This is a genomic window from Streptomyces longhuiensis (assembly GCF_020616555.1).
GTDB classification, from domain to species: Bacteria; Actinomycetota; Actinomycetes; order Streptomycetales; family Streptomycetaceae; genus Streptomyces; species Streptomyces longhuiensis.
This window is the reverse complement of record NZ_CP085173.1, coordinates 1,575,729-1,595,802: the sequence shown is the minus strand read 5'-3', so window position 1 is coordinate 1,595,802 and position 20,074 is coordinate 1,575,729. Positions and strand designations below refer to the sequence as shown.

14 protein-coding genes are annotated in these 20,074 nt (G+C 70.3%); 7 read left to right on the top strand and 7 right to left on the bottom strand.

Features of this window, described 5'->3' with window-relative positions; all coding sequences use genetic code 11:
- Positions 1–201: 201 nt before the first annotated feature.
- Positions 202–1,416, bottom strand: coding sequence for an ROK family transcriptional regulator (locus LGI35_RS07635; RefSeq protein WP_227293138.1), 1,215 nt, complete (start codon positions 1,414–1,416; stop codon positions 202–204).
- 202 nt (positions 1,417–1,618) lie between these two features.
- Between LGI35_RS07635 and LGI35_RS07630 the strand changes: the two genes are divergently transcribed.
- The 6 genes from LGI35_RS07630 to LGI35_RS07605 all read left to right on the top strand — a co-directional run bounded on the left by LGI35_RS07630 (position 1,619) and on the right by LGI35_RS07605 (position 10,417).
- Entirely contained in the window at positions 1,619–3,139 is a 1,521-nt protein-coding gene (locus LGI35_RS07630; protein ID WP_227300233.1) for a sugar ABC transporter ATP-binding protein, read from the top strand.
- Entirely contained in the window at positions 3,136–4,137 is a 1,002-nt protein-coding gene (locus LGI35_RS07625; protein ID WP_227293137.1) for an ABC transporter permease, read from the top strand. Before LGI35_RS07630 ends, LGI35_RS07625 begins: the two co-directional genes overlap by 4 nt.
- A complete protein-coding gene (locus LGI35_RS07620; protein WP_227293136.1) occupies positions 4,134–5,144 on the top strand; it encodes an ABC transporter permease in 1,011 nt (336 codons plus the stop codon). The genes LGI35_RS07625 and LGI35_RS07620 overlap by 4 nt, the downstream gene beginning before the upstream one ends.
- Positions 5,141–6,349 carry a substrate-binding domain-containing protein gene (locus tag LGI35_RS07615; protein ID WP_227293135.1) on the top strand — a complete coding sequence of 403 codons (1,209 nt, stop codon included), beginning with the start codon at positions 5,141–5,143 and terminating at the stop codon, positions 6,347–6,349. The genes LGI35_RS07620 and LGI35_RS07615 overlap by 4 nt, the downstream gene beginning before the upstream one ends.
- A complete protein-coding gene (locus LGI35_RS07610; RefSeq protein ID WP_227293134.1) occupies positions 6,346–7,221 on the top strand; it encodes a sugar phosphate isomerase/epimerase family protein in 876 nt (291 codons plus the stop codon). The genes LGI35_RS07615 and LGI35_RS07610 overlap by 4 nt, the downstream gene beginning before the upstream one ends.
- A gap of 97 nt (positions 7,222–7,318) precedes the next feature.
- The gene (locus LGI35_RS07605; RefSeq protein ID WP_227293133.1) at positions 7,319–10,417 is read left to right on the top strand and encodes a ThuA domain-containing protein; all 3,099 of its coding nucleotides are present in this window, start codon (positions 7,319–7,321) and stop codon (positions 10,415–10,417) included.
- Positions 10,418–10,488: 71 nt separating this feature from the next.
- Here the strand turns inward: LGI35_RS07605 and LGI35_RS07600 are convergent, their stop codons facing one another.
- The gene (locus LGI35_RS07600) at positions 10,489–11,667 is read right to left on the bottom strand and encodes an aminoglycoside phosphotransferase family protein (protein ID WP_227293132.1); all 1,179 of its coding nucleotides are present in this window, start codon (positions 11,665–11,667) and stop codon (positions 10,489–10,491) included.
- Positions 11,668–11,900: 233 nt separating this feature from the next.
- On the opposite strand from LGI35_RS07600, the gene LGI35_RS07595 reads away from it, so the two are divergent.
- Positions 11,901–13,400, top strand: coding sequence for a DNA-binding protein NsdB (locus tag LGI35_RS07595; protein WP_227293131.1), 1,500 nt, complete (start codon positions 11,901–11,903; stop codon positions 13,398–13,400).
- Between the two features lie 113 nt (positions 13,401–13,513).
- Here the strand turns inward: LGI35_RS07595 and LGI35_RS07590 are convergent, their stop codons facing one another.
- The 5 genes from LGI35_RS07590 to LGI35_RS07570 form a co-directional block, all read right to left on the bottom strand.
- Positions 13,514–14,944 carry a PP2C family protein-serine/threonine phosphatase gene (locus tag LGI35_RS07590; protein ID WP_227293130.1) on the bottom strand — a complete coding sequence of 477 codons (1,431 nt, stop codon included), beginning with the start codon at positions 14,942–14,944 and terminating at the stop codon, positions 13,514–13,516.
- A 150-nt stretch (positions 14,945–15,094) separates the two neighbouring features.
- Positions 15,095–16,696, bottom strand: coding sequence for a glycoside hydrolase family 13 protein (locus LGI35_RS07585; RefSeq protein ID WP_227293129.1), 1,602 nt, complete (start codon positions 16,694–16,696; stop codon positions 15,095–15,097).
- A gap of 77 nt (positions 16,697–16,773) precedes the next feature.
- Entirely contained in the window at positions 16,774–17,649 is an 876-nt protein-coding gene (locus LGI35_RS07580) for a carbohydrate ABC transporter permease (RefSeq protein ID WP_227300232.1), read from the bottom strand.
- A 32-nt stretch (positions 17,650–17,681) separates the two neighbouring features.
- A complete protein-coding gene (locus LGI35_RS07575; protein WP_227293128.1) occupies positions 17,682–18,629 on the bottom strand; it encodes a carbohydrate ABC transporter permease in 948 nt (315 codons plus the stop codon).
- Between the two features lie 30 nt (positions 18,630–18,659).
- Positions 18,660–20,072: an extracellular solute-binding protein gene (locus LGI35_RS07570; protein WP_227293127.1), complete on the bottom strand. Its 1,413-nt coding sequence runs from the start codon at positions 20,070–20,072 to the stop codon at positions 18,660–18,662.
- Positions 20,073–20,074: the final 2 nt, after the last annotated feature.

The following is a 20,074-nucleotide window of genomic DNA, read 5'->3' as shown; positions in this document are numbered from 1 at the left end:
CCCATGTCAGCGCCCGTTCGGCGGGCTTTCTGCGAGGAGGCCTCACCGCCTGCGGCGCGTCAGTGGAATGGACCAATGACTGTCCGCAAAGAGTGGGGCCGCCGTCTCGGCATGCGGGAGGGCGCCGCGAACCCGACCGCGTACTCCACCTGATCGGGGGATCGACCGCGCGGGTGTTCCCCGGCGGCCGAGTCGGCCCGGCTAGCGCGGCGACGACCCCGCGAGGACCCGGTCCACCTGCTCCGGCGAGAGGGCGTGCTCGATCGCCAGGATGGCCGCGCCGACCACGGCCGCGTCGGCTCCGGTGCGGCTCGGCTCGATGCGCAGCACATGGGTGGCCAGCGGGTGGGAGCGGCGGTACACGGCCTCCCGTACGCCCGCGAGGAGTTGGTCGTGGACGGCCGCCAGTGCGCCGCCGACCACCACCGTGTCCGGGTTGAAGAAGTTCACCAGGCCCGCGAGGACCTCGCCGACCGCGCGCCCCGCCTCACGCACCATCCGTACGGCGTCGCGGTTGCCGGACTTCACCAGGCGCACGACGTCGCGGCTCGACGCGGCGTCCAGACCCAGGTCCGACAGCTCGCGGGCCAGCGCAGCGCCGCCCGCGACCGCCTCCAGGCAGCCCGAGTTCCCGCACCGGCACGGCGCCGCCTCCTGGCGGCTGTCGCCGACCCGGATGTGCCCGATGTCGCCCGCGCTGCCCTGCGCGCCCCGGTGTAGCCGGCCGTCCGCGACGATGCCGCAGCCGATACCCGTACCGACCTTGATGTAGAGGAGATAGCGGGTGTCCGGAAAAGCGCGGCGCTGCTCGGCCAGCGCCATCACGTTCACGTCGTTGTCGACGAGGGCCCGCACCCCGAACCGGTCGGCGAAGAACTCGGGGATCGGATACTGGTGCCAGCCGGGCATGATGGGCGGATCCACGGGCCGGCCGGTGGTGAACTCGACGGGGCCCGGCACGCCCACACCGATCGACTGGAGCGAGGCCGGGTCGAGGCCCGCCTCGTCCAGGAGCGCGTGGAGCGTCCGCTCGACGTGGCCGAGAATCGACGAAGGCCCGTCGGCGATCGACAACTGGTCCTCGCGCAGTGCGAGTTGATCCCCGGCGATGTCGAGGAGCGCGACCCGGCAGTGCGAGGCGCCCAGGTCGACGCCCGCCACCACATGCTCGCGGGTGCGCAGATGGAGGCGGCGCGGGGGCCTGCCGCCCGTCGAGTCCCCGGCCTCCGCCCCGGCCTCGATGAGGAAGCCGTGCGCGATGAGCGCGTCGACGCGCTGCGACACGGTCGACCGCGCGAGGCCGGTGATTCGCGCTACGTCCGCGCGGGTCGTGGCCGCCCCCGTACGCAGCAGGGCGAGGACCTCGCCGGGCGACGACGGCGGCGCGGAACTGAGGTGATCCGGCGCTCCAGACATGGCAGTCACGATAGGGACGAGTTCCGCTGCTCACAAGCCCGATGCTGTTCGCCGATCGGCCTAAGTACCTGTCAATTTCCTTTGTACGGACCAGGGTTGGGCCCTTGACAGGTCAAAGAAGGGTCAGCACATTGCAATGCAGACCGCTGCGGAAGACTGCCGAAGAGGCCGGAGAGGCTGAACGATGCAGGCGACACAGACGATGTTGGCGATGCACGGCGTGTCCAAGAGCTTTCTCGGTGTACGGGTGCTGCACGGGGTCTCCCTGGACCTCGCCCCGGGCGAGGTGCACGCGCTCGTAGGGGAGAACGGCGCGGGAAAGTCCACCCTGATGAAAGTCCTCGCGGGCGAACACGTCCCCGACGAGGGCACCATCACCCTGGACGGCGTCGAGCAGTCCTTCACCCATCCCGCGCAGGCCCAGGCCGCCGGAATCGGCATCATCCACCAGGAGTTCGCGCTCCTGCCCCACCGCACCGTCGCCGAGAACGTGTTCCTCGGCCGCGAACCGACCCGGTACGGACTCGTCGACCGCCGCGCCATGGAGGCGCGCACCGCCGAACTCCTCGCCGAACTGGGCGAGTCGGACATCACCCCGCGCACCTACGTCCGTGATCTGCCGGTCGCGCGCCAGCAGACCGTCGAGATCGTCAAGGCGCTCGCCTCCGATCGGACGCCGGCCCGTGTCCTCGTCATGGACGAGCCGACCGCCCCGCTCGCCGACCACGAGGCGGCCCAACTCCATGCGCTCGTACGCCGACTGGCCGACCGCGGCCTCGGCATCCTCTACATCTCGCACCGCCTCCGCGAGGTCTTCGATCTCTCGCAGCGCATCACCGTCCTCAAGGACGGCCGGCGCGTCATGACCGTACGCACCGAGGACACCGACACCGACCAGGTCGTCCGCGCCATGGTCGGCCGGGAGCTCAGCGCCTACTACCCGCCGCGCGCCCGCCCCGGCGAGGCCGGCGACGTCCGGCTGACCGTGCGCGGCGGAGGCAACGCACGCCTGAGCGACATCGACCTGACGCTGCGCTCGGGCGAGGTCACCGGCATCGCGGGTCTCCAGGGATCAGGACGCACGTCACTGGCCCGCGCCCTGTTCGGCGCCGCACCCTTCACCACGGGGGCCATGACCGTGGGCGGCCGCGACCTGCGCCCCACGAGCCCGCGCCGGGCCATCCGCGCGGGGATCGCCCTGGTCACCGAGGACCGCAAGGCCGAAGGGCTCGCCCTGCGCCAGTCCGTGCGCGACAACGCGCTCCTCGTCACCCGGGCCGTCCCCGCGCGAGGCCGCCCGCCCGCGGCCCGCGACCTCACCGCGCTCCTGGAGCGGGTCCGGCTGCACGCGCGCGGCGAGGACCAGCAGGCCCAGTTCCTCTCCGGTGGCAACCAGCAGAAGGTCGTCATCGCGAAGTGGCTCGCCGCCCGCCCGCAGATCCTGCTCTTCGACGAGCCGACCCGTGGCGTCGACGTCGGCGCCAAGGCCGCCATCCACACCCTCGTCCGCGACCTCGCCCGCGAGGGACTCGCCGTCCTCATCGTCTCCTCCGAACTCCCCGAACTCATCGGCATGAGCGACCGCATCCTCGTCATGGCCGAGGGCCGTCTCGCCGGCGAACTCCCCGCCGGCGCGAGCGAGGAGGACATCATGCGCCTGGCCACCCGCGGCGGCCCGGCAGCTCACCCGCACGTCCGCGACTCACCGGAAGGAAGCGCATGACCGGGACCGCCGTCGCCCCGCCGACCGTCGCGAAGTCCGCCCCGCCGCGCAGGACCCGCCTCGCGGACCCCGCCGTCGGCGTCTGGCTCGCCGCCGCGGCCGTCACGGCGGCCGGCTGGATCGTGGTGGCCGCGCGCGGCGGGGACTTCCTCACCCTCGCCAACGTCGTCGGCATCCTCCAGAACTGCGTCGCACTCGGACTCGTCGCCGTCGGACAGACCGCCGTGATCCTCACCGGCTCCCTCGACCTCTCCGTGGCGTACCTCATCAGCCTCGGCACACTCGTCGCCGCCACCACGATGCAGGACGGCGGCGTCGTCACGGCTGTCCTCGCCGTGCTCGCGCTCTCCGCGGCCGTCGGCCTCGCCAACGGCCTCGTCGTCACCGGGCTGAAGGTCAACGCGTTCATCGCGACGCTCGGCACCGCGTTCATCCTGCGCGGCTGGATCGAGGACAACTACACGGGCCCCGCCGGCAAGGTCCCGGCGTCCTTCCAGCACCTCGGCTACGACCGCATGGGGCCCGTCCCCGTCTCCCTGTTCCTACTCGCCGCGGTCGCCGCCGCCCTGTGGTTCGTCACCCGCCGCACGCGTTTCGGCCACCACCTGTACGCGACCGGGGGCGACGAGCACGCGGCCCGCCTCTCCGGTGTCCGCACCCGGCGCACCGTCGTCGCCGCGCACGTCCTGTGCTCGCTGTGCGTGGGAGCCGCCGCGCTCTTCCTCGCCGCGCGGCTCGGCGCGGGCGCCCCCTGGGCCGGCACCGAGGCCCGCTACGACCTCGAGTCGATCGCCGCCGTCGTCCTCGGCGGTACCGCGCTCGCGGGCGGCCGCGGGGGAGTGGCGGGCACGCTCGGCGGCGTCCTGGTCCTGGCCGTGCTCGACTCCGTCTTCAACCAGCTGGGCGTCGACCCGTTCTTCAAGAACGTCGTGCGTGGCGTCGTCATCATCGCCGCCGTCGCCCTCTACGCCCGGCGCGGCACGGGGAGGACAACATGACCACGGCGAACCCAACTGTCGGTCCGTACAAACGAGTTGCCCGATCCCTCGGCACCGGCGCCCCCGTCTACGTACTCCTCGCCGTACTCCTGGTGGCCCTCGCCGCCACCGACCCCGGCTTCTACGAACCCGACCGCTTCCTCGCCTTCGTCAAACGCGCGGCGCCGCTCGTCATCCTGGCGGCGGGCCAGTATCTGGTCATCGTCTGCGGGGAGTTCGACCTGTCCGTCGGGGCGATCGTCACCGCCGGTGTCGTCGTCGCGGCGGAACTCTACGGCTCGTACCCGGACGCCTCCTGGGCCGTGGTGACGGGCGGGCTGCTGCTCGCCGGAGCGCTGACGGGTCTCGTCAGCGGCCTGATCACGACGAAGCTGCGCGTGCCCTCGTTCATCACGACGCTCGGCATGATGCTGATCCTCGAAGGTGCCGTCTTCTTCTGGACCGGCGGCTCCCCGCACGGATCGCTCCCCGAGGAGTTCCGCCGGCTCGGCCGCGGCACGGCGGGCGGCTGGCTGCCCTGGGCGGTCCTCGCCTGCCTCGTCGCGGGCGCCGCCGCCGTGTTCCTCATGCGCTCGGACTTCGGCCGCACCCTGATCGCGACCGGCGACAGCGAACGCACCGCCGCCCTCGCGGGTGTCCGCGTCCACCGGGTCCGCGTCATCGCGTTCGTCCTGTCGGGTGTCGCGGCCGCGCTCGCCGCCGTACTCGTCGGCGGATTCTCCGGAGTGTCCGCACAGGCCGGCCGCGGCTACGAGTTCGAGGCCATCACCGCCGTCGTGCTCGGCGGCGTCGCGCTCGGCGGAGGCCGCGGCAGCGTCGTCGCCGCGATGGCCGGGGCCTTCTCGCTCCAGGCCCTGTTCACGCTGCTCAACCTGCAAGGCGTCTCGGGCGCCCTCGAATCCACGGTCCAAGGCGTCATCGTCATCGCCGCCGTAGGTCTCGGAGCGGCCGACTTCTCCCGCCTGCGCCGCCGTCGTACTCACCTCTCGGGAGGGACCCCCTCATGACCCGCAGACGTCCACTCGCCGTCGCCGCCGCACTGGCCGCCGCCGCGCTGCTCACCTCGTGCTCCAGCGACATGCCGGCCGACTCCGCGGCGGGCGCGGCGTCGGAGAGCGCCGCGAAGGAAGGTGCCGACAAGCCGTCGAAGTTCTTCCAACAAGCCGAATACGAACGCCAGTTGACGCTGGCCAAGGCCACGCCCGAGGGGCCCGCCGACAAGCCCTGGGAGCAGATGCTCGAACCCGAGATGATCGACACGGCCCAGTACAAGAAGAAGGGTTCCGGCGGCACCCATCTCTGCTTCTCCAACGCCGGAGTCTTCAACCCGTGGCGCCAGGTGGGTCTCAAGGACATGAAGGCCGAGGTGAAACTCCACAAGGAGATCACCGGCTTCACCGTCCTCGACGCCCAGGGCAAGGACGACAAGCAGATCTCCGACATCCAGGAACTCGCCGGGAACAAGAGCTGCGACGCCCTGATCGTGTCCCCGAACACCACCGCCACCCTGACCCCGGCCGTCAAGGAGGCCTGCGGCAAGCTGCCCGTCATCGTCTTCGACCGGGGCGTGGAGACGGACTGCGCCGTCACCTTCATCAACCCCATCGGCGGCTACGGCTACGGGGCCGTCGCCGCCGACTTCCTCGTCGACAAGGTCAAGCCCAAGGGCAAGATCCTCGCCCTGCGCATCTCACCCGGCGTCGACGTCCTCGAGACCCGCTGGTCCGCCGCGAAGCTAGCCTTCGACAAGAGTCGACTCGACGTCGTGGACGTCAAGTTCACCGACGGGGACCCGGCCAAGACGAAGTCGATCGTGGCGGACGCGATCTCCCGGCACGGGTCGGTCGACGGCGTCTGGATGGACTCGGGCGCCACCTCCGTGGCCGCCGTCGAGGCGTTCGAGGACGCCGGCGTGGACGTCCCGCCCATCACCGGCGAGGACCAGCAGGACTTCCTCCAGGCGTGGAAGGACAAGAAGCTCACCGCGATCGCGCCCACGTACCCCACCTTCCAGTGGCGTACGCCGGTCATCGCCGCCCTGCGCGTGCTCGACGGCAAGCAGGTCCCCAAGGAGTGGAAGCTGCCGCAGCCGACCGTGACCCAGGACAACCTCGACCAGTACCTCCAGGAGGGCATGCCGCCGCTGCACTACGCCATGTGCGGCTGCCAGGATCTGCCCGGCTACCCGAAGGACTGGGGAGGCAAGAAGTGAGCACGCCGTCCTGGGAGTTGGGCGCCAATCCCTGGATCTGGCACTCGCCGGTCACCGGGCGCGCCCTCGCCGACACGCTGCCCCGTCTCGCCGCCTGGGGGTTCGACTGCGTGGAACTCCCCATGGAGAGCGCGGGCGACTGGGACCCGGGCGACGCGGTGAAGCTCCTGGACGCGACCGGTCTCGCCCCGGCCGCCGTGATCGCCGTCATGCCGCACGGCCGCGAGCTGGTCGACGCGGACGCCGCCACGGTGCGCACCACCCAGGACTACTTACGCCACTGCGTGGACACCGCCCACGCCATCGGGGCCCCGGTGGTCGCCGGCCCCCTGTACGCGTCCGTCGGCCGGACCTGGCGGATGGACCGTGCCGCGCGCGAGGCCGCGTACGACGAGCTGCGCACGCACCTCGCCCCCCTCGTCGAGCACGCCCGCGCGGCCGGGGTGCGCCTCGCGGTGGAACCCCTCAACCGCTACGAGACCAGCCTGCTCAACACCGTCGCCCAGAGCCTGGCCGCCCTCGACGGGCTGCCGCACGACGGGATCGGCATCGCGCTCGACACGTACCACCAGAACATCGAGGAACACTCGCTCCCCGCAGCGGTCCGCGCGGCCGGGCACCGTATCGCGCACGTCCAGGTCTGCGCGAACGACCGCGGCACGCCCGGGGCCGACCACCTCGACTGGACCGGTTTCCTGGCCGCGCTGCGCGAGAGCGGCTACCGAGGCCCCCTGTGCATCGAGTCGTTCACCGCGCACAACGACGCGATCGCCGTCGCCGCCTCCGTGTGGCGTCCGCTCGCCGACAGCCAGGACGCCCTGGCCACGGACGGCCTGCGCTTCCTGCGCGCCGCGACCGGCCGAACCCGCTGAACCTCCGGGCCCCCGATTTCCGGCACCCCGCAAGTCCGTCCACTGATTCCACGGAAAGGACCACGTCATGGGATGTCATGCTCTTGACATCGGACGCATGCGAAGAGCTGCCCTCGCGTTACTGACCGCCCTGCTGCTCGCCGTCGGCTTCCTCCCCACCGGCGCCACGGCCGCGGGCAAGGCCCCCGCCTTCCGCGCCCTGCTCTTCACCAAGGCCGTCGGCTACGTCCACGGATCCATCCCGGACGGCATCAAGATGGTCCAGGAGCAGGCCGCGGCCAACAACTTCGAGGTCGTCCAGACCGACGACTCGACAGTCTTCGACGACGCGAAGCTCAAGGACTTCGACGTCATCATCATGCTGCAGAACTCCGGCATGGTCTGGGACACCGACGGCCAGCGCGAGGCCCTGCAGAAGTACGTGCGCGGCGGCAAGGGCGTCGTCGCCATCCACAACACCCTCGACATGGGCGTCGAGGAACAGTTCCCCTGGTGGGACGAGACCATCAACGGCGGCGCCCACATGCCCGCCCACTCACCCGGCGTGCTCCAGGGCACGGCCAAGGTCGCCGACCGTGTGCACCCCTCCACCAAGGGACTTCCCGAGCGCTGGGAGCGCCCCGAGGAGTGGTACAACTTCGACAAGGACCCGCGCGGCGACGTGCACGTCCTCGTCACCGCCGACGAGACCACGTACAACCCGGGCGGCTCCGCGATGGGCGCCGACCACCCCATCTCCTGGTGCCGCAACGCCGAGGGCGGCAAGGTCTGGGCGACCGCCATGGGCCACGACACCGCCTCCTACAGCGAACCCGCCTTCCGCGCCCATGTGCTCGGCGGCATCCAGTGGGCCGCCGGCAACAAGCCCGGCGACTGCGGCGGCACCGTCTGGTCCGGCTACGAGAAGACCGCGCTCGACGACAACACCGCCGACCCGATGGAGCTCGACGTCGACAAGGACGGCAAGGTCTTCTACATCCAGCGCAGCGGCGAGGTGAAGGTCTACGACCCCGCCACCCACGCCACCGCGACCGCGGGCAAGCTCGACGTCTACACCGGCGGTGAGGACGGCCTCGTCGGCATGGAACTCGACCCGTCGTTCAAGACCAACCACTGGATCTATCTGTACTACGCCCCGAAGGACGCCAAGGACGACGTCAACCGGCTCTCCCGCTTCACCGTCAAGTCGGACAACACCCTCGACCCGGCAAGCGAGAAGAAGCTCCTCGACGTCCCCGCCTACCGCGACCGCAGCTTCCCCGAGCCCGGACACACCGGCGGCGCCGTCGAGTTCGGCCCGAACCGCACCCTCTACCTCGGTGTCGGCGACGACACCCCGCCCAACCTCGACCCCGACTGGCAGGGCTACGCGCCGATCGACTGGCGCCCCGGCAAGCAGATGCTGGACGCCGCCCGCACCGCCGGCAACACCAACGACCTGCGCGGCAAGATCCTGCGCATCAAGCCCACCGACGCGGGCGGCTACACCATCCCCAAGGGCAATCTCTTCGCGAAGGGCACCGCGAAGACCCGGCCCGAGATCTACGCGATGGGCTTCCGCAACCCGTTCCGCTTCAACGTCGACCCCAAGAACGGTGCCGTCCACGTCTCCGACTACGGCCCCGACCGCGGTGGCCCGACGACTGACCGCGGCCCCGAGGGCCTCGTCGAGTACAACGTCATCAAGAAGCCCGGCAACTACGGCTGGCCCTTCTGCCACGGCAACAACCAGCCGTACGCCCCCTACAACCCGGACACCAAGGAGGTCGGCGCCAAGTTCGACTGCGACAAGCCGGTGAACCCCTCGCCGAACAACACGGGCCTCAAGGACCTGCCGCCCGTGCAGCAGCCGGTGATCTGGTACGGCTACGGCAAGTCCAAGGAGTTCCCGGAGATGGGCGAGGGCGGCTCCGCGCCCATGAGCGGGCCCGTCTACCACTACGACGCGAAGAACCCGTCGAAGACCAAGTTCCCCGCCTACTTCGAGGGAGCGAGCTTCTTCTACGAGTGGGCCCGCGACCAGGTCAAGGAGATCCGCTTCGACCAGGACGGCAAGCTCCTCAAGATCAACGATTTCCTGAAGACCGCGAAGTTCGCCAAGCCGATGGACATGACCTTCGGCCCCGACGGCTCGCTCTACGTCCTCGAATGGGGCAGCCAGTTCGGCGGCGGCAACAACGACTCCGGGCTCTACCGGATCGACTACGCGCAAGGTCAGCGCGTACCGATCGCCGAGGCGAAGGCGTCCGTCACCAACGGCCCCACCCCGCTCGAGGTCTCCTTCTCCAGCGAGGGGAGCAAGGACCCCGACGGCGACCCGCTCACCTACGCCTGGGACTTCGACGGCGACGGCACCTACGACTCCACCGAGGCGAGCCCGAGCCACACCTACACGGCGAAGGGTGACTTCAACGCCCAGCTGAAGGTCACCGACTCCACCGGCAAGTCCGGCTACGCCAACGTCCCCGTCACCGCGGGCAACACCGCGCCCAAAGTGAAGATCGAGTTCCCCGTCGACGGCAAGCTCATCGACTTCGGCGACAAGATCCCGTACAAGGTCACCGTCACCGACCCCGAGGACGGCACCGTCGACTGCTCCAAGGTCACCGTCAACCCGGCCCTCGGCCACGACGACCACGAGCACCCCACCACCGACATCCCCGGCTGCGAAGGCACCGTGGACACCGGTGACCTGGGCGGCCACCCCGAGGGTGCCGACCTCACCTACGTGCTCAACGCCAAGTACACCGACAAGGGAGGCGACGGCGTCAGCGCCCTGACCGGCTACGGGCGGTCCGTGCTCCAGCCCAAGCACAAGCAGGCCGAGTACTACGACGGCCAGTCCGGCACGCGCGTCGTCGCCCAGGAAGGCGCCGAGAACGGCAAGCGCATCGGAGACGTCAGCGACGGCGACTGGGTCCGGTTCGACCCGATGAGCGTCGAGGGCATCGGACAGGTGAGCTACAAACTGTCGTCACCGTACGGAGTCGGCTCCATCGAGCTGCGCGCGGACGCCCCCGACGGCAAGCTCCTGGCCACCACGCCCGTCCCGAACACCGGTGACTGGGACACCTACCAGGCCACACCCGCCGTCCCGGTGGACGCGCTGACCGGCACGCACAAGCTGTATCTCGTGTTCAAGTCCCCGCAGGACAACTCGTTCGACGTGGACGCCGTGCAGTTCAGCAACCCGTAGCCCCGAGAGATCAGGGCACACGGGAATCCGCGGTGCGCCGCTGTCCTGGCGCACCGCGGATTCCCGTCCCCTCAGCGAGTTCCGACCGCCGCACGCACGGCCCGGCGGGCCAGCTGGCAGTCGTCGTGCAGCCGCCTCAGCAGCAGCCGCTGTTCCTCGCCGGACGGCGCAGCACCGTGCGGGGCCGTGCCCGATGCCGCCGGGGTCGAGTCGTGCATCGAACGCTGCACGGCCGTCTCGTACGTCCGGATCTCCCGCGTCAGTACGAGCATCAGGTTCACCAGGAACGCGTCCCGCGCCGCGGGACCGCCGGACTGAGCGAGCTGGCTGATCTGGCGCCGCGCCACCGGCGCGTCACCCAGCACCGACCACAGGGTCGCCAGGTCGTACCCCGGCAGGTACCAGCCCGCGTGCTCCCAGTCCACGAGCACGGGGCCCGCGGGGGACAGCAGCACGTTCGAGAGCAGGGCGTCCCCGTGACAGAACTGACCCATGCCCTGGCGGCCCGACGAGTGCGCGATGCCGTGCAGCAGCTTCTGCAGATCGCCCATGTCCCGGTCGGTGAGCAGACCGAGGTCGTGATAGCGGGAGATCCGGTCCGCGTAGTCGAGCGGCGCGTTGAACGTGCCGGCCGGCGGACGCCAGAGGTTGAGCCGGCAGATCGCGCTGAGCGCGGCCCGCACGTCCGCCCGGGGCGGTGCCTCGGCCGGGTGCCGCTGCAGGGCGGCGACCCGGCCGGGCATCCGCTCGATCACCAGCGTGCAGTTGTCGGGGTCCGCGGCGATCAGCCGCGGCACCCGGACCGGTGGCCGGTGCCGGACGAACGAGCGGTATGCAGCTATCTCATGGCGGATCCGCTCGGCCCAGATGGGGGAGTGGTCCACTAAACACTTGGCGACGGCGGTGCTGCGCCCTGTGGTGCCGACGAGCAGCACGGATCGTCCACTGCGGCGCAGTACCTGCACCGGATTGAACTCCGGGCAGATCCGGTGCACCGAGGCGATCGCCGTGCGCAGCTGCGCGCCCTGGGGGCCGGACAAGTCGAGTCTCCCGCTGAGCGGTTGGGTGCCGAGCCCCGGGAGGCGCCTTGTCCGACCGGAGCCGAGCGCTGCGGTCGCAGGTCGCGCGGGGTCGAGGTAGGGGCCGCCGCCCGCCGGTGGGGCCTCCACGGCGCGGCCGTTGCCGCGAGCCGGGGGCCGGGCGTAGAGCGGCCGGGGCGGGGCGGACACGGAGGACGATGCTGCGTACATGGGCGAACAGATCCCTTCGTGTGCCTGCGATTTGCCTGCGCCACCCGCCCCGGGGAACCGTGGTGCACCCTGGGGAGTGAGCCGCGGCAACCGGGTCGGGGTGGCGCATTCCTACCTGACACCCGGTGCCCACTGGCACACCATCTGGCGCACCCTGGCGAACCCTGGCGAATAGTCGCTCAGCAACTGACAGAGGGTTACTGTCAACTCAGCCGAGAACCTGGGGGCTTGACGTGAACGGACAACCCAACACCCGCCTGAACGACCTGTTCGGCCTCGCCGGCTGGTCCAAGGGGGAGCTCGCGAGGCTGGTCAACCGGCAGGCGGCGGCCATGGGCCACCCACAGCTGGCGACCGACACCTCACGGGTGCGGCGCTGGATCGACATGGGAGAGATCCCGCGCGATCCGGTGCCCCGGGTGCTGGCGGCGCTGTTCACCGAGCGACTCGGCCGTGTCGTGACCATCGAGGATCTCGGTCTGGTCCGGCACGGGCGCACGGGGAAACGGCGTGACGCCGGGGCGGTGGAACACCCCGACGGAATGCCATGGGCGCCCGAGCGGACTGCTGCGGTCCTCACCGAATTCACGGGAATGGACCTCATGCTCAACCGACGCGGCTTGGTGGGCGCGGGTGCCGCGCTCACCGCAGGATCTGTACTCAACGGCGCCATGCACGACTGGCTGAACACCGATCCGGCCCTCGCGGCCGACGCCCCACGTTTCGAAGACCCCCTGCACGCCGACCCCGCTGGGTACGACCGCTACGAGGCCGCCCCCATCGGGTCGCAGGAGATCGAGGAACTGGAGCGCTCCGTCGAGGTGTTCCGGGCCTGGGACGCGGCCCGCGGTGGCGGTCTGCAGCGCAAGGCGGTCGTGGGCCAGCTCAACGAAGTGGGCGGCATGCTCAGCTACCGCCACCCCGACCATCTCCATCGGCGTCTGTGGGGCGTCGCCGCCAACCTGGCCGTCCTCGCGGGCTGGATGTCCCACGACGTCGGCCTCGAACCCACGGCCCAGAAGTACTTCGTCATCGCCGCGCACGCGGCGCGGGAGGGCGGCGACCGGCCGCGCGCCGGGGAGGCCCTGTCCAGGGCCGCCCGTCAGATGGTGCACCTCGGCCGGCCCGACGACGCACTCGACCTCATGAAGCTCGCCAAGTCCGGATCCGGCGACGAGACCCTGCCGCGTACCCGCGCCATGCTCTACACCATCGAGGCCTGGGCACAGGCGTCGATGGGCAAGGGCCAGGCCATGCGGCGCACCCTCGGCCAGGCGGAGGACCTCTTCGTCTCCGACAAGGGCGACGTGCCGCCGCCCAGCTGGATGCAGATGTTCGACGAGGCGGATCTGCACGGGATGCAGGCCCTGGCCTACCGCACCCTCGCCGACCACGAGCCGGCCGCGGCGAACACCGCGCAGCGACACGCCAAGGAAGCCCTCGAACTGCGGGCGAACGGGCGGCAGCGGTCGCAGATCTTCGACTACATCTCGCTCGCTTCGGCCCTGTTCATCGCCGACGACCCGGAGCAGGCCGACCGGTACGCGCGCCTGGCGCTGGTGTCGATGGGGGCCAACTCCTCCCATCGCACCTGGGACCGGCTCCGCGAGATGTACCGGCTCACCGGGCAGTACGCGGGCTACGCGAAGATCGTGGACCTGCGTGAGGAGATCAAGCTCGCGCTGCCGAAGGCCCCCGGAAAGTCCACGGGAGGCAAGCGCGCCCAGGCGTGACCCTCCGGGACGCGCCGCCCAGGCGTGACCCTCCGGGACACGCGGTCCGACCTCAACGCCTGACCGACATCAGCCATCAGCACCTGGCCGACTTCACCACCTGACTGTCCGCGTCAGGAGCCGATCCTGGCGACCAGCACACAGGCCTCGTCCGCGCGCTCGTGCGCGGCGAACTCCTCGAAGACCGTCCGCACACACTCCTGCGCGGTGGCGGCCTCGGCGAGTCGTGGCGCGAGATCGAGGAGCCTGTTCGCCGCCGCGGCGCCACTGCGGTGGGGGACCAGGCCGTCGGTGTGCAGCAGCAGCAGATCGCCGGCGCGGAGCGACTCCTCGGCCTGCCCGTACGTGGCACCGGGTGTCGCTCCGAGCAGCACGCCCTCCGGCGGCGTCAGCGCACGCCCCACCCCGTCGCGGAACAGCAGCGGGGCGGGGTGTCCCGCCTGCGCCCAGGTCAGGGTGCGCGACCGGGGATCGTAACGGCAGCAGAGCGCGCTGCCCAGGGACGGCTGCGCCGAGGTGTCGGTCAGCTGGTTGAGCCAGCCCATCAGCTCGTCGGGGCGGGTCCCCGTGACGGCCATGCCGCGCAGGGCGCCGAGGAGCATCGCCATGCCGGAGGTCACGGTCACGCCGTGTCCGGTCAGGCCGCCCACGCTCAACAGGGTCTGTCCGTCGGGCAGTTCGAGGGCGTCGTACCAGTCGCCGCCGACGAGCTCGCCCGTGGACGAGGGCAGATGGCGGGCCGCGAGGTCGAGGTCGTGCGGCGCTCCCCGGGAGAACCGGAGGGAGCCGCGCCACGGCGGCAGCACGGCTTCCTGGAGTTCGACCGCGAGCCGGTGTTCCGTCTGCTCGATGTGCCGCCGGCGCTGGAGCGAGTCATGGGTCTCGCGTACGGTCCGCTGGGTGCGGCGCAGCTCGCTGACGTCGCGCAGGACCGCCCACATCGACGCGGTGGAGCCGTCGGCGTCGAGTACGGGCTCGCCCATCATGTGCACCGTCCGGGCGGTGCCGTCGGCGCGCAGGATGCGGAACTCGCCGTCGATCGGCTTCCCCTCGATGAGGCAGTCCGTCACCATTCTGGTGAGCATGGCCTGGTCATCGGTATGCACGACGGACGGCAGTTCGTCGAGGGTCAGCGGGGGCGCGCCCGGGCTGCGGCCGAGGATCTGGAACAGCTCCCCGGACCAGCTCGCCTCGTCGGTGAGGAGATTCCATTCGGCGCTGCCGACGCGGCTGAGCAGGGAACCGCTCTGCGGCTCCGACGGCGCGGAGCCGCGCGCTCCGGGGAGCGGGGAGTCCACGGCCGGACGCGGTGGCCCGTCGCGCAGCTGCGCCAAGTGCTTGTCGAGGTCGCTGAGTTGGTGCACGGCCAGCTCGTAGAGGGCGCGCTGCCAGCGTCGCTCGGGGTCACCGTCGTCCGAGACGGCCTCGCGGCGCACGGCGTCGACGTCACCGAGCAGCCGACGCGTCTGCGTGATCAGCGCGTCGACCGAACCGTGCTCCGGCGGCTGGGCGGCGGGGCGGTCCGCGAAGACATGGGGTGACATGGCGTACTCCGATACAGGCGCGGCACGACCAAGACTGACGGAAGGACCGGTAATGACTGTCGCACAGCCGGACAGGCCCCGTAAGGGGTTTGGCAACACCCGGTGCGGTGATGCTTCTGGCATATACCTAAGTCCTCCCGGGCGTGCGGTTCAGCCGCGCAGCCACACCGCCGTGTCCCGTGGGAGCCGCCCCTCGTCGTCCAAGGGCCCGCTGGCCAGCAGGAGACGTGAATGGGGCGGGAGCACGGCGGCCGGATCGGCGAAGTTGACGACGCAGACCAGGCCCTCGCCCCGGGCAAGGGCCAGCACGCCGGCAGGACTTGGGAGCCAGCGCATCGGCCCGTCGCCGAAGCCCGGCTCCGTGCGGCGCAGGCGCAGCGCCTCGCGGTAGAGCGAGAGCATCGACGCAGGATCGGCGTCCTGCCGCTCGGCTGCGTACGTCCCCCAGTCCGCCGGCTGCGGCAGCCAGGGCTCCCCGGCCGACCCGAAGCCGTACGAAGAACCGTCCCGCGTCCAGGGCAGGGGCACCCGGCAGCCGTCGCGGCCCGGGTCGGTGCCGCCGGAGCGGAAGTGCATCGGGTCCTCGATGCGGCCGGGCGGTACCTCCGCCTCGGGCAGGCCCAGCTCCTCCCCCTGATAGAGGTAGACGGCGCCCGGCAGGGCCAGAGACAGCAGCGCCGCCGCGCGCGCCCGGCGGGTGCCGAGCGCCAGGTCGGTGGGCGTGCCGAAGCGCTTCGACGCGAACGCGAACGTCGTGTCCGACCGGCCGTAACGGGTCACCGTCCGCGTCACGTCGTGGTTGCACAGGACCCAGGTCGCGGGAGCCCCCACCGGCGCGTGGTGGGCCAGCGTCATGTCGATGGAGTCGCGCAGCTCCGCCACGTCCCACGGGCGGGACAGGAAGTCGAAGTTGAAGGCCGTGTGCAGCTCGTCGGGGCGCAGATACCGGGAGAAGCGCTCGGGGTCGGGGACCCACAGCTCGCCGATGAGCACGCCGTCGTACTCGTCGGCGACGGCCCGCCAGGAGCGGTAGATCGTGTGCAGCTCGTCCCGGTCGACATAGCCGCTGGTGTCGTCCGCGGCGGCGTCGGCGAGCGCCGGGTCCTTGGCGAGCAGCGCCGCCGAGTCGACGCGTACACCCGACGCGCCCCGCTGGAACCAGAACCGCAGCACCTCCTCGTGTTCGTGGCGTACGGCGGGGTGCGCCCAGTTGAGGTCGGGCTGTTCGGGCGTGAAGAGATGCAGGTACCACTCGCCGTCGGGGACGCGGGTCCAGGTCTCGCCGGCGAACTGGGACGGCCAGTTGTTGGGCGGCAGTTCGCCGTGCTCGCCCCGGCCGGGCCGGAAGTGGAACAGCTCGCGCTCGGGGCTGCCGGGGCCCGCCGCTAGCGCGGCCCGGAACCAGGCGTGCCGGTCGGAGACATGATTGGGCACGACGTCGACGATGACGCGGATACCGAGGTCCCGGGCCTCCTCGATGAGCTTCTCCGCCTCGGCGAGCGTGCCGAACGACGGGTCGATCGCCCGGTAGTCGGCCACGTCGTAGCCGCCGTCCGCCATCGGCGAGCGGTACCAGGGGGTGAACCAGATCGCGTCGATCCCCAGCCTGGCCAGGTGCGGCAGCCGGGCTCTGACCCCCGCGAGATCGCCCGTGCCGTCGCCGTCGCCGTCGGCGAAGCTGCGTACGTACACCTGGTAGATGGCGGCGGAACGCCACCAGTCGCCGGTGCCTGAGGAATGGGGGGCTGCCACGTAGAGGTCCTTTCGGGCAGGAGGGCGTGCCGGGGCGCGCCGTCACTGAGGCGGCGTACGGGGAGGGGCGGCGGGTGTCAGCCCTTGAGGCCGCCGGCTGTGAGACCGCTCATGATGTTGCGCTGGAACAGCAGGAACAGGATCAGGGTCGGCAGTGACGCGATGGTGAGGGCGGCGATCAGCCAGTTCTCCGGGACACCGCTCGCCAGTGAGTAGATGCCGACGTTCAGGGTCTGCTTGCCGGGGTCGGGCAGCGTCAGCATCGGCCAGAGGAAGTCCTTCCACACGCCGACGACCGCGAAGATGGAGACGACGCCCAGGATGGGCCGCGAGATGGGCAGCACCACGGACCGCAGGGTCCGCAGCGCGGACGCCCCGTCGATGGACGCCGCGTCCAGCAGCTCCTGCGGGATCGAGTCGAAGAACCGCTTGAGCAGGAAGATGTTGAAGGCGTTGGTGACGGACGGCAGCCAGATCACCCAGGGGCTGTTGAGCAGATTGCGCTCGAAGATCGGCACGTCCAGGACGGTCAGGTACTGCGGCACGACCAGGACCGTCGCCGGGATCATCAGCGTCGCCAGCATCATGCCGAGGATGACGTTGCCGAACAGGGGACGCAGCTTGGACAGCGAGTAGGCCGCGGCGACGTCGAGGACGAGCTGGAAGGCGAGTGCGCCGAACGCGTAGTACAGCGTGTTGCCGAGCAGCTTCGCCAGGTCCATCACCCGCCACGCGTCGCCGTAGTTGCCGGGGTGCACGCTGGTGGGTACGAGCGTCGGCGGAGACTTGACGAACTCCTGCGTGGTCTTGAGGCCGCCGCTGACCATCCAGTACATCGGTCCCAGGAAGACCAGCGTGAACAGGACCATCACCAGGGCGAAGACGCACCAGTAGACGACCTTGCCGCGCCGTCTGCCGAGCTGGGCCGGCGAGATCAGCGTCCGGGGGCGCATCGTGTCGGTAGCCATGTGAACTCCCGTGCCGGTCAGTCTTCTTGGGTGCGGCCGAGGCGTACGTACACCGCGGAGAACCCCGCGAGCAGGACGAGCAGGACCAGGCCGAGGGCCGCCGCGCCGCCGTAGTTGTTGAAGTTGAAGGCGTACTGATAGATGAGGTAGACGACGGTCATGGTCGACCCCTCGGGACCCGCGCCGTTGGTGAGCAGGAACGGCTCGGTGAAGACCTGCATCGTGGCGATGATCTGCATCAGGAACATCAGCGAGAGGATCAGCCTCGTCTGAGGGATCGTCACATGCCAGATCTTGTGCCACAGTCCGGCGCCGTCCAGCTCCGCGGCCTCGTACAGCTCGCCGGGGATGCCCTGGAGCGCGGCGAGATAGATCAGGGTCGCGCCGCCCATGTTCATCCAGGTCGCCGCGACGACCACGGAGATCATCGCCGTGCTCGTGGACTGCAGCCACTGCTGGTCGGGTATCCCGAAGATGCCGATGATCCGGTTGAACAACCCGTAGCCAGGGTCGTAGAAGTACTTGAACAGCAGGACCGAGGCGACCGGCGGAAGCATCACCGGCAGGTAGACGAGCATCCTCAAGTAGCCCTGTCCGTGCCGGAACTCATTGAGCAGGACCGCCACGAGGAACGGCACCGCGAAGCCCAGCACGAGCGCGAGCCCCGTGAACAGGAGGGTGTTGCGCCAGGCCTGCCAGAACGCCGGGTCGTTGAAGACGTAGGAGAGGTTGGACCAGCCGGCCCAGGTGGTCCTGCCGTCCTTGTTCTTCTGGAAGGCCAGGAGGAACTCCCTGACCATCGGATACCAGGAGAAGAAGGAGAAGCAGAGCACCGCGCCGATCAGGAAGCCGTGGGCGGAGAGATTGCGCTGCACCGCTCGCGCCAACGAGGCGCGCCGCACCGGGAGTTGGTGCGGCGCACGCACGGGCGCCGGCGAGCTCTTGGACACGGTGGGGGCCGACATGGTCGCTCCTCGGGACGCAGGTGCCGTGGACTACTGGTTGGCCAGCACCTGGTTGACCTGCTGCTCCGCGGTGGCGAGCAGCTTGTCTATGTCGGCGTTGCGGTTGGTCAGGACGCCCGACATCACGTTGTCGAGGACCTTGTAGACCTCCTGCGCCTTCGGCGGCTCCGCCTTGCCGGGCACAGGGTTGGCCAGGAACGGCTTGAAGTTCTCGACGGGCATCGTCGCGTTCTCCGTACGGGACGCGAGGTCCTTGGCCTTGGTGTCACCGGTGAAGAAGTTCGGCTGCGGCAGGCCCACGGGGAGCTTGTCCGCCTTGGTGCGGTCCCACTGGAACTGGCCCTTGCCCGGGGTGAGGGTCTTGAAGTTGAGCCAGGCGACGGCCGCCTTGATCTTGTCGGGCGAGGACCCCTTCTTGATCATGTAGTCGTTGCCGCCGAAGAGCGTGGTCTTGCCGCCGGGGATCGGGCCCATGCCGAAGTTCTCGTACTTGGCACCCAGTTGCTGGACCATGTAGGTGATGTCGTCGGGGGCGGCGAGGAACATCCCGAGCTTGTCGGAGGCGATCTGCTTCTGGAGGTCGCCCCACTTCAGCAGCTGCGTCTTGCCCATGCTGTCGTCCTTCCAGCGCATGTCGTGCAGCTGCTGGGCGACCTGCTTGCCGGTGGCGTCGTTGAACGCGGCTTTCTTGCCGTCGGCGGAGACTACGTCGGCGCCGAGGCCGTACATCGCTGCGGTGAAGTGCCAGCCGCCGGTGTTCTCCGCGCTGTACTCGCCGTACCCGGAGATGCCGTTGCCGAGGCCGGCGATCTTCTTGGCGGCGGTGCGGACCTCCTCCCAGGTCGTCGGCGGCTTGTTCGGGTCGAGTCCGGCCCGTTCGAAGAGCTTGCGGTTGATCAGCAGGCCCATCGTGTAGTTGCTGGTGGGCAGGCCGTAGAGCTTGCCGTCCTTCTTGAGGACGCCGAGGACGTTCCCGTCGATGGAGTCCAGTGCCGGCACGGTCTTGGGCGTCACGTAGGCGGTGATGTCCGCGGCGCCGTTGTTGTCGAGCACCTGCTGGAGATCGGTGAAGTACGTGTAGAAGACGTCCGGTTGGGACTTCGCCTTGAGCTGGGCGGTGAAGCGGGCGGGTTCCTCGCACTGGCCCGGCGTGGACTTCCCGTTGATCGTGACGTTCGGGTACTTCTTGTTGAACTCCTTGACGTCCTCCTTCCACTCCCTGAGCTCGGCCGCCTTCGCCGCCGGCGGCATGCAGTCGATGGTGAGCGTGACCTTGGTCTTCGGATCCAGGGGAGCCGATATGTCGGCCTTCGAGCCGCCGCCCGCCCCGCTGTTGTCGTCGCTGCTGCTGGTGCCGCAGGCGGCGAGGGAGGTCAGGGTGAGCACGGCGGCGACCGCGGCCGCGGAGCTACGGCGGGTGGGGCGGAACCAGGAGCTTCTCATCG

Coding starts and splice junctions, on each gene's coding strand:
- LGI35_RS07630 (WP_227300233.1), top strand. CDS start 1,619: ATGTTGGCGATGCACGGCGTGTCCAAGAGCTTTCTCGGTGTACGGGTG.
- LGI35_RS07575 (WP_227293128.1), bottom strand. CDS start 18,629: ATGTCGGCCCCCACCGTGTCCAAGAGCTCGCCGGCGCCCGTGCGTGCG.
- LGI35_RS07625 (WP_227293137.1), top strand. CDS start 3,136: ATGACCGGGACCGCCGTCGCCCCGCCGACCGTCGCGAAGTCCGCCCCG.
- LGI35_RS07620 (WP_227293136.1), top strand. CDS start 4,134: ATGACCACGGCGAACCCAACTGTCGGTCCGTACAAACGAGTTGCCCGA.
- LGI35_RS07635 (WP_227293138.1), bottom strand. CDS start 1,416: ATGTCTGGAGCGCCGGATCACCTCAGTTCCGCGCCGCCGTCGTCGCCC.
- LGI35_RS07570 (WP_227293127.1), bottom strand. CDS start 20,072: ATGAGAAGCTCCTGGTTCCGCCCCACCCGCCGTAGCTCCGCGGCCGCG.
- LGI35_RS07580 (WP_227300232.1), bottom strand. CDS start 17,649: ATGCGCCCCCGGACGCTGATCTCGCCGGCCCAGCTCGGCAGACGGCGC.
- LGI35_RS07615 (WP_227293135.1), top strand. CDS start 5,141: ATGACCCGCAGACGTCCACTCGCCGTCGCCGCCGCACTGGCCGCCGCC.
- LGI35_RS07605 (WP_227293133.1), top strand. CDS start 7,319: ATGCGAAGAGCTGCCCTCGCGTTACTGACCGCCCTGCTGCTCGCCGTC.
- LGI35_RS07600 (WP_227293132.1), bottom strand. CDS start 11,667: ATGTACGCAGCATCGTCCTCCGTGTCCGCCCCGCCCCGGCCGCTCTAC.
- LGI35_RS07590 (WP_227293130.1), bottom strand. CDS start 14,944: ATGTCACCCCATGTCTTCGCGGACCGCCCCGCCGCCCAGCCGCCGGAG.